Genomic DNA, 10,215 nt, shown 5'->3' on the forward strand with positions numbered 1-10,215 from the left:
AAATATAAATTACACCAATACCTTTAATATTCTATAATCAATTACTTAAGCGAATTCGCCAATAAAAAGAAAGTAATCAAACTTGTAATTAAACTTAATGAGAAAGACTCTCCGAATCCCCACATTTGGGCTTTAACAGGTTCAATATAAATTAGGTCATTAGGTTGTATATAATAGTTTTGACTATCAACAAGATTCAAATCTGATAAATCAATAGTTATTATCTTAGTTCCTTCGGTTGAAGGACGAAGAATCTTTACCTTCTTCCTTTTTCCATATATGGTTAAGTCTCCTGCAATAGATATAGCTTCGAAAATAGTTAGTTGATCCTTGCTCATATTATATTGACCAGGATCATTCACTTCACCTAAAATTGTAAACTGCGTATGGGTTAATTGAACCTGAAGTGTAAAAGTATCGATGTGGTTTTTAAGTATTTTCTGCATTTTGGCTTTAATTTCTTTTATAGTCAAATCAACCACCTTTATTTGTCCGATATAGGGAAAATCAATTTCACCTTCATCAGAAACTAGATAACTCTGATACCTCATACTGCTGGGATCTCCCATTTGATTATTATTCATTTGACCAGCATTCAGATTGTAAAGACTCTCGACAGCTTCATCAGGGGTTAAAACCCTAATATAAATGTAGTCACGTGGTTGAATTTTATAAGCTTCAGTAATCTCAACAGCCCTTGTATACAGGTTAATATATTTTTTATTATCACTCACATCTTGCATGTAAATTATTTTCTTCTGAGGTATACAAGCGACAAATGATAATAACAGTAGAAGAACTAAAATTTCAGAAAATTTCATTGTGTATAGTTTGATGTTAAAGAATATTTTTTCCCATTAGAATCTCAATTAGTTACATAACAGAATGAGGTTTTATTTTCTTTCCAGTTGAACTAACTTTAATCAATTTTTCGAAAATTATAACTTGAGGTATCTTATGTATTTGAAGTTTCTCATGACACTTTTTTAGAATTAACTTCTTCATTTGTATCTCTTCACTAATGTTTTTCAAAACGATACTAGCCTTAACAGCTTCACCCAATAAATCATCACAAATCCCTATAATCGTACAATCAACAACATCAGGAACAGATAAAATAACTTCTTCAATCTCTTTAGGACTTACCCTTTTCCCTCCGACTTTAATAATCTCTTTTTTACGACTTTCTAAGAAAATATAGCCCTCCTTGTCAATTCTACCCAAATCGCCAGTATGCAACCATCCATTTTTTATAACAGACTCTGTACCTTCTAAATCATTGTAATAACCCTGCATTATATTGTCACCTTTAGCTACAATCTCACCAAGTTCACCCACCTTCACATCTAATCCATTTTCATCAATAACTTTCAAATGTACATTTGGTATTGATTTACCTATCGAGCCTATTTTTTCTTTTAATTTATCAGGTGGTAAATAAGATAAACGTGCTGTAGCTTCCGTTTGACCATACATCACATAGAATTTAACATCAGGAAATGTTATAATGAACTCCTCTATAAAATTATTATGAAGTTTTCCTCCTGCTTGAGTGACGTATCTGAGGTGAGAAAATTTTGTTTCCTTAAATGTCTTTGATTTTTTCAGCAGTATTTGGAAATGACTAGGGACTCCGGCAAAACCAGTACAGTTATATTCTTTTAAATTATCAATAACTGTAGGCAAAAACATAAAACTTTTAATGAGTACTAACGAAGCTCCTACCTTTAAATGAGTATGCAATAATGATAAACCGTAACAATAATAGAAAGGTAAAACAACTCCCATTATATCATCCGTGCCTAGTTTTAAGTAGCTAAGAATCGACTCTGTATTCGCAATAATATTTTTATGGCTTATCACGACTCCTTTAGGAGTACCTGTCGATCCTGATGTAAATAATATTTCAGCAATTTTATTTTGATCAAACTCCCCAGAAAAGTTAACTGTTGTAAAACTCCGATTTTCTACGATTCCTTTAAGCTCACTTTCACCTATTTGATAAGAAATTGAATTGGATATAATTTTATTAAATCTATTTGAGTAAACAACACAAATACTATTGGTCGATGTAACTATATATTCTAGGTTATCCTGCTCAATAGCTGGGTCAATGGGGATACAAATATTGCCAGATTTAATGATAGCCAAGTAAGCTGTTATAAAAAAAGAGGAATTCTCACTAATCAAAATAATATTATGATCTTCTCCTATCTTGTTTCTTAAATAATTCGCAAATTTCAAACTACTATAATAAACCTGCTTATAAGAAAGGGATTCTCTAGGGGCTACAACAAAATTTTTATCAAGTGAAGCTGATTCTGAAAATAAATAATCAAAGACATTCATATGATTTCGCTATTACAAAAAGATTAGGATAGATTAGAAAATAGGTGCTAATCTCAAATATTCTGTAGTATTCTGCTTTCGTTCAAAATTCTTATAAATATTACGAATTTCTTCAACTAATTTATTTAAAGCAGTAGCAACTTCCTCAACTTCATATTTATTCTCCCAAGCATACCAAATAAGATCCATTTCTTGAAAAGGCATTTGATAAAAGAATTCTTCTTGAGTTTGCTCTGCACTATATGTATCGGTTGTTGGGGTACGATCGATAATCTCCTGAGGCACACCCAAGTATTCTGCTAATTGATAAACCTGAGTTTTATATAAATGTCCTATTGGCATAACATCAGCTCCACCATCACCATACTTCACAAAAAAACCTTGCTCAACCTCATGTTTATTGGGTGTACCTACAACTGCATAATGAAGACTCTCACCATAATAATACAACATAGACATTCTACTTCGCTGCTTAAAATTAGTGGACGCTACAATTTGTAAATACTCCTTTGCTGGTAGTAATTTGCTTTGCTGCGATCCATCAGGCTTAACTATAGTTAATGAAAATATAGTAGGAATATTCTCAAAAATATTCTGTTTGATTTCAATTTTGGCTTTATCCATTAGAGGATTAAACTCTGGAAAGACATTTGATACAGCTTCATCTCTTCGCTTATAACACCCAAAGCCATTGAGAGCAGATGTTATATCCTCTATAGTGGTTTTTACACCAAATTTTTCTGCCAATTTTTGTGCTAACATCAAACTATCCGGACTTGAATCTCTTTCAGGAAGTAAAATCCCTCTTACATTATCTTTACCCAATGCGCGAGTTGCTAAGGCTAGTACAACCGAAGAATCTATACCTCCACTTATTCCAACCACCGCCCCTCTTCGCTTCAGCTTATTTCTAACATTAGTTCTTAGCTTTTGACATATCTCGTCACAAATCGATTCAATATTTTCAAGGCGTAAAATATCTTTTGAAAATGATTTAGCTGTTATTTCCATATCAAATTAATTTAGGAGAGTTAATTTACAATCAATTAAGTCAGATTCTTTTAATTCACTTCTTTGTTTTCTCACAAACAAATCATCCAAAATTTGCGTAGATAATATTCCCATATAAGCCATCTTGTCGACTTCTGAAATATTCTTTTTAGAATCCAATTTCAAGACAAGTTTTTTAACCATTTCAGAATCAAAAATACCAGAGGTCATAATATTTTTCTCCGACAACATATTCTTTATATAGTCAGAATCAAAGTTGTTTATTGCAGGAGCTCTATATGCTTGTTTTGGCCTATTTATAATTTGGTCAGGTAATTTCTCATTCATCATTTTTTTCAACAAAACTTTCTCATTCAAACAATTAAGTTTAAACTTAGCTGGGAGTTGCATACAGAATTCAATAACTCTATGATCTAAAAAAGGATATCTCCCTTCCACAGAGTTTGCCATTGCCATCCTATCTCCTTGAGAGGATATTAAGTAACCTGACATAAACAACTTTATTTCAAGCCATTGAGCACGTGATAAAAGATCTACGCCTTCAAACTTATTTCCTAAGCTATTTTCCAACTCAAGAATAGGCTGGTAATTATCAAGTTCAGCTTTAAGGTTCTTCGAAAAGTATTTTTTTATTCTAGATGTATTATTCCATCTAAGTAAATGAGAATAAACTAAAGAATCTGTGTCAGTTAACTTATACGAAAAAAACAGATTTAAAGCTTTAGCTCCATTCATTTGGGGCAAATAAGGATATAATCTTTTTAGTAATAATGGTCTGTATTTTGATTTTGGATCTTTTGCCCAGAACTGCCTAATTAAAGCCTCTTTAAAAATATTATATCCACCTAATAATTCATCAGCACCTTCGCCAGTAATTACGACTTTTATATTATTCTTTTTTACCAATCCTGATAACAATGCCATTGGAGAAGGAGAGCTTCTTAAAATGGGAGTTTCCAAATGCCAAATTATATCCGAAAATATATGAGAAATATTATTGCTTTCACATATAATACTATTGTGTTCCGTTTTGAAGAAACTTACAGCTTCATTCTGAAAATCTGTTTCATCAAATTCTTTATCAGCAAATCTTAATGAAAAAGTTTGCAATTGATCTGGATTATTTTCCTTAATAAACGAGGTTGTAACACTAGAGTCAAGACCTCCACTTAAGTACGCTCCCACAGGGACATCTGCTCTCAATCTAATTTTTACCGCGTCTGAAAAAATATTTCGAAATTCGTCAACTGCCTCTGACATTGTTATATCTCGATATTCGTTAGATTTACATAGGGGCAATTCCCAGTATTTTTCTTCTTTAATATCGGTTCCATTAGCTAAAATATAGTGACCTGGCTGAACTTCAAGTATATCCTTAAAAATTGTAAGTGGAGATAGAGTTGTCCAAAAGGTGAAAATTTGCGTTAAAGCCACAGGGGAAATTTGTGCTTCTATATTGGGGTGTTCAAACAGAGCTTTCATCTCAGAAGCAAACACAATCCCAGTATTCACTTTTGAATAGAATAAAGGTCTAATTCCAACTCTATCCCTAGCAAGAAATAATTCTTTTTTTAAAGTATCCCAGATAGTAATAGCAAACTGACCATTCAATTTACTTAAAGACTCTACTCCATACTCTTCATAAAGATGCAAAACAACTTCTGTATCAGTAGTTGTCTTAAAAACATGTCCTTTTTCTTTAAGCTCTCTTTTTAATTCCAAATAATTAAAAATTTCACCATTAAAAACAATCCACAAAGTACCATCTTCATTTGATAAAGGCATACGTCCATTATCAAGATCCAGAATACTTAAACGAACGCTCCCAAGACCAATCTCATTGGTCAATACAATACCACTTTGATCAGGACCTCGATGTTTTATACGTGTTAGCATACGCCTTAAAACATCTATAGACTCATCATTATTAAAGCAAGGATAAAAGCCCACTATACCACACATAACTATTTAGGAGTATTAACTAATTTACTGGATTCTTTGACTTCAAGTCTGTCTAAAATAAATTCAGAAATACTATCTATGGATGCAAAGTTTTCAACAAGAAGCTCGTTATCTTTTGTATCAATATGAAACTCATCTCTTATAAAATCAATTAGAAACAAAAGTCCCATCGAATCAAAAAGCCCTTCCTCAAAAAGCAAGGTATCATCTTTAATATCATTTTCACTTGAAAAGGTTGCTTCAATAATATATTGACGAAGCTTATCTTTCATTACCTTGTGATTATTCATAGTATTATTTATTTAAACTATATTATATATTGTATTGTTACATATAATATTTTAATTTATCTATTTAACACCATTAAACTTATGGCTATACTCCTTCATGAATTCGCGTTGAAGTTCTAATAAGTTTTTAGATCTAGAACCTATTCGCCTTACAGGATGCCCAAAAAACATTCCCCATTCTGGCAAATTCCTACTAACTAAAGACAATGCTCCAACTGAAGAACCTTTTCCTATAGTAACATTGGGTAATACAACTGATTCCGCTCCTATTATTACATAAGACTCAATCCTTACAGCACCTCTAGAAACTCCTTTATACTTATCAGGAATTGTAGGATTAGTAAGGTATTTACCAGAATAATCATCAGACCTGCTATATATTTTCACCCCTTGCGATAAACCACTAAAATCATTGATAAAAATCCCATCTCGTGCACCAAGAAAACAGTAACCTCCAATATGAACGAAAGAACCAATTTTTAATTCACCTTTTCCGATCGCAATAATTGTACAAAAAGAATCAATAATCACATTATTGCCAATGGAAATATTAGCTAGGCCAACTATTGTTGAATTTTTATAAATCTTTACATTTTCACCTATTGATTTAAAGCCTGCATTTTGTAACTCAGCTTCAGTGAAATAACCTGGATCGAAAGGATTACTCATAATTTTATTATTGGACATTAGTATTATTCCATCTTCAAAACTCAACTTATTGTATTATACATTGACCACCTACACTTATATACTGAAGATTCTGATAGCCAAAATTGAAAAGTAATCCAATAGGCTTATCTATATTTTTAAGGCTATCCATAAAAGTATTTTCTTGCTCTTCTGATAAAAATGAATGTGTATCCAATCGAACAATAATTTTATCGAAACATACAAACTGTTTTCTTTCATTTGGGACATCTTCATGCTCTAAAATTCTAGGTGTATAAGGAATATTTCTTAACTCCAATTCGAGTTCAAGAACCTCCTTATAGATATGGTCTTGACAACCGTGTCCTAGTTGTTTATAGATAAAATTACCAACTTCTATAAGTTTATTAATCTCTACTTGATATGAATTATTTTCCACGGTAGGTATCATTAATTAGGATTAATACTTTCTCTCGCTCAAAATTCTTTCTTCAAAGAAATTGGTTCTAAGTGCAATCAATCCATTCACTATTAGATGCTAATTGTAATTGTGGATTCCAGAAAAAACAAAACAAATATGAAAAAGCGTATTTCTTAAAATCCAAAACAAAAGATTCGTTCTCACGTATCGCATCACATGGTAACTCTTTTACAGCTAAATCTAGATTCATCCCAAAGAGTTTGAACTGATTCTCTTCGCTTGTTTTCTTATCTCGAGAATTATTATTCCAAATAAAACGAATAGTGGTATCACCAGCCATCTCTAACCATAGATTATTAACCTCACCTAAATTACCCGTAGTAAACTTTAGTCTCTTGATATTGAGATAACCTTCGGAATCGAAAGCATGTGTATTAAGTTTGCAAAATAAGTTTTGCCCACTCATTGAGTTCCTTCTAGCCTCAGGATTCCAGTACGGCCTTATCAACTCATCTAAATTTAGGCTCACAAATCGACTCGCAGCCTTAAATTTTCCACGTTGCTTCATTTGTCCAGGAGTTCGAGGATTTTTCACCTTACTTGGTTTGCTTCTGATGTACGTTTTACCATAGCGATGAGAAATAATCACAGGTCCCACAAGTCCGGTTAAAAGTTTATCTTTAATACTTGCCATAGTCGTTTTGAAATAAACAGAAGTCTAATTTTTTCAACTTCATTAACATTTTTATTGCTAAAGGGGAGGACTAATTGATTTTAGATAAGAATTGAATTTTGTAAAAAAATATGCGAGTCGATAATGTGTAATTTAAGAATTGGGTTTCTGCTATTATTATAGCTTATTGCGTCAATAAAATATACAACAGCTCACTAGACGCTTCATATCAGCATCGGTCATATCCAAACTTGTTCCAGACGATACCCAGTCTTATTCCAGATTTGTATTATTAAAAAAACAAAAAAAAATCAAGCTAATTATCGCCATACATTGTCTCTATTGGCATCTTAAGTCGTTTAACCTCATCCAATGAAATATCGGCATGAACACAACAACCCAAACTTATAAAACGAATAACAATACGATGTTGCCCTCGTAACTGCAAAAGTTCGCCTCGAACACCTTTCAGTGGCCCAATTGTCACTTCCAGATGATCTCCCTTTTTCAAACTCTTGGAAGTAAGTTCGACATCTCTTTTTGTATCTTCCAGAAAAAGTTTTAATGATTCAATTTGAGAATCAGGAATAGGTATGGCTTTTCCCCCAAAACAGACATATCTTACAGCCCAAGTTGGGCTTAAGGCCTCGTAATACTCACGCTCACTAACTCTAACAAAAACATAAGAGCTAAACAATGGCCTCTCAACCCATTTTTTACGATCACTCCAAACTCTCAGTTCCTTTTTTAAAGGTAAATAGGTTTCAACCCCTTTTTCCAAGAGTTCCTTATATACCTTTTTTTCTGACCTCGATCGGGTGTAAATGGCATACCATCTATATGTTCTTTTTAGTACTTTCAATGGTTGATAGTTTATAGTGTGGAATTAGTCAGATAAGCGAAATAAAATCTATATTAACTTGAGAGGTAATTGATACAGCTTCGCTCTTTCAGTCCCATTATTCTATAATAGAGCCTATGAAATCGCGCATTCTTAAATATTGCTTATAAATAAATTTAAGACTACACTAGTAAAATTATGATGCTTTCGTATAAACTTCAATACCCGAAAAAAGGTATTTTGACAGATATTCGCTAAAGTTTCTTATTTATAAAGAAGCCTACAATCGAACAATATATTTCGTTACAAAATGAAAACTCATGAGTTTCCAGGGAGAGTAATTATCTTAATTAGACTAAATAAGATAAGAGTTCTGAAGTTCTAGCTTTTCTTACAAAACTAGAAGATTCCAATTTTTCCAGCCATAAAGGCCAAACAAGCCGTATTTCTGACTTTTAGTTTATTTATAATATTCTTTCTATGAGTATCAGCTGTATAATAACTGATATGTAATTTCTTACCAATTTCCTTATCGGTAAAACCTTTTACAATTAGCCTGAGTATCTCCATTTCTCTTTTGGATAGAGATGAGATCAATTCTAATTCATTATTAGAATTGAAGTCAATGGAATCAAATATATTTTTATTTCTATTATTTAACTGATTGGTTAAATCAATAAGGCATCCGAAAAGTTGCTCTGGGAAACTGTTAGGATATCTAGTTCCAACAACAATATTCATATAAATATCTCTCCAACATCCATCAGAATGTTTTAAACTTAATATCTCTGAGAAAGTATAATCCTTATCTTGCTGATCAAGATAAGTCTCAATTTTAGAAATATCAGTAGGATGAACGTTCTTGGCTATGTATTCAAGAAAAGAATATCCCTCAAGAACTACAGGAGGAAGATTTAAAATATCAATACTCTTCTTACTAGCCCAAACAACATCTAAATTAGAAGCATCCATTATAAAATAAGCCGTGTCAAAACTTACTTTTAAATCTCCATTGAAATGAAATTTATCTTCTAATTCTAAATCAGTAACACGTTTTCTTGAATCTGCTTCCCAGTATTTTTCTTTTCTTCGCCTCATCATATTCTTTCTGAAAAAAAGTTAGATTACTAATAGTGCCCTAAAAAGGTGAGAGGAAATAGGATCGTATTGCTAACTATAATAGTTGTATATTAATAATTGTCTTTTCGCAATTATTTTGAGTTATAGTAGCTTTGGATTATAAATTTATGGCCTTTTATTCATATATGAAGAATATATTTTAATACCATTTGATGAATATGATATCTTGCTAGACAAACTAACAAATTCGCATGATTGAATAAATTGGGATATTGTTAATACCTATTAATCTAAATTCTTAGATATTTTGGTGCTCTGAGGAATCTAACAAATAATAATAGTGATATATACTGATAGATTAAATGAGCACCATTAGGTGTCTATTATCTTAGATAAATACTAAACAACTCATTATTCCTATATAAATGAGATATCAGCAATCAAACTTAATCATCAAAAAAAGAAAACAAATAATGCTTTATTTTAAAGAATATTTTGATAATTTAACATGAATAATCGCTCTAATTTTAGTAATATAGTACTAGAAATTAATTTTCAACTTTTACTGAATATTTTCAGAATGGTATAAGGCATTCAAATAATCGAGTGATAAGAAAACTAATTGATATAAAAAATTAGATTGATATTGTATTTAAAGACGTTACATATATTTCAATCCTATTTTATAATAGAACATTAAATCAAAATTATATTCATATGAAGGAACTCTTAAAAAAAGGTATTGAAATCTTTGGAACTAAAGCTATTTTTTTAAATTGGATTGAAACTGAAAATGAGGCATTAGGAAATATTACTCCTGATTCGTTACTTGAATCAACTCAAGGGCTTTCAATAGTGTATGATTTATTAATGAAGCTTGAGCAAAACTCAATATCATAACACAATTTGGTATTTCATTAAACCTTTTTTGTTTTTAAGT

At 31.3% G+C, this 10,215-nt stretch carries 11 protein-coding genes; 1 reads left to right on the forward strand and 10 read right to left on the reverse strand.

Translation table 11 applies throughout. The features are described from left to right. Positions 1 to 41: 41 nt before the first annotated feature. From ABY905_RS09605 to ABY905_RS09650, 10 genes are all read right to left on the reverse strand, one after another. Positions 42 to 821 (reverse strand): polysaccharide biosynthesis/export family protein, encoded by a 780-nt coding sequence (locus tag ABY905_RS09605; protein WP_372642998.1) that lies wholly within the window; start codon positions 819 to 821, stop codon positions 42 to 44. A 52-nt stretch (positions 822 to 873) separates the two neighbouring features. Next, positions 874 to 2,349 (reverse strand): class I adenylate-forming enzyme family protein, encoded by a 1,476-nt coding sequence (locus ABY905_RS09610; RefSeq protein WP_372643000.1) that lies wholly within the window; start codon positions 2,347 to 2,349, stop codon positions 874 to 876. Between the two features lie 33 nt (positions 2,350 to 2,382). After that, the gene (nadE, locus tag ABY905_RS09615; RefSeq protein ID WP_372643002.1) at positions 2,383 to 3,360 is read right to left on the reverse strand and encodes an NAD(+) synthase; all 978 of its coding nucleotides are present in this window, start codon (positions 3,358 to 3,360) and stop codon (positions 2,383 to 2,385) included. A gap of 6 nt (positions 3,361 to 3,366) precedes the next feature. Then, positions 3,367 to 5,322: an asparagine synthase (glutamine-hydrolyzing) gene (gene asnB, locus ABY905_RS09620; protein WP_372643004.1), complete on the reverse strand. Its 1,956-nt coding sequence runs from the start codon at positions 5,320 to 5,322 to the stop codon at positions 3,367 to 3,369. 2 nt (positions 5,323 to 5,324) lie between these two features. Then, on the reverse strand, positions 5,325 to 5,612 hold the full coding sequence (locus tag ABY905_RS09625; RefSeq protein WP_372643007.1) for an acyl carrier protein: 288 nt from the start codon (positions 5,610 to 5,612) through the stop codon (positions 5,325 to 5,327). A gap of 60 nt (positions 5,613 to 5,672) precedes the next feature. Next, the gene (locus ABY905_RS09630; protein WP_372643010.1) at positions 5,673 to 6,281 is read right to left on the reverse strand and encodes an acyltransferase; all 609 of its coding nucleotides are present in this window, start codon (positions 6,279 to 6,281) and stop codon (positions 5,673 to 5,675) included. Positions 6,282 to 6,327: 46 nt separating this feature from the next. Beyond that, positions 6,328 to 6,711 (reverse strand): GxxExxY protein, encoded by a 384-nt coding sequence (locus ABY905_RS09635; protein WP_372643012.1) that lies wholly within the window; start codon positions 6,709 to 6,711, stop codon positions 6,328 to 6,330. A 55-nt stretch (positions 6,712 to 6,766) separates the two neighbouring features. Beyond that, complete coding sequence (locus tag ABY905_RS09640) at positions 6,767 to 7,375, reverse strand: DUF6266 family protein (protein WP_372643015.1); 609 nt, start codon at positions 7,373 to 7,375, stop codon at positions 6,767 to 6,769. 295 nt (positions 7,376 to 7,670) lie between these two features. Then, complete coding sequence (locus ABY905_RS09645) at positions 7,671 to 8,216, reverse strand: UpxY family transcription antiterminator (RefSeq protein ID WP_372643017.1); 546 nt, start codon at positions 8,214 to 8,216, stop codon at positions 7,671 to 7,673. A gap of 378 nt (positions 8,217 to 8,594) precedes the next feature. Beyond that, positions 8,595 to 9,293 (reverse strand): LuxR C-terminal-related transcriptional regulator, encoded by a 699-nt coding sequence (locus tag ABY905_RS09650; protein ID WP_372643019.1) that lies wholly within the window; start codon positions 9,291 to 9,293, stop codon positions 8,595 to 8,597. 699 nt (positions 9,294 to 9,992) lie between these two features. Between ABY905_RS09650 and ABY905_RS09655 the strand changes: the two genes are divergently transcribed. Beyond that, positions 9,993 to 10,175, forward strand: coding sequence for an antitoxin Xre/MbcA/ParS toxin-binding domain-containing protein (locus ABY905_RS09655; RefSeq protein WP_372643021.1), 183 nt, complete (start codon positions 9,993 to 9,995; stop codon positions 10,173 to 10,175). Positions 10,176 to 10,215 lie beyond the last annotated feature (40 nt).

It is taken from the genome of Ancylomarina sp., from assembly GCF_041555295.1.
Classification (GTDB): Bacteria; Bacteroidota; Bacteroidia; order Bacteroidales; family Marinifilaceae; genus Ancylomarina.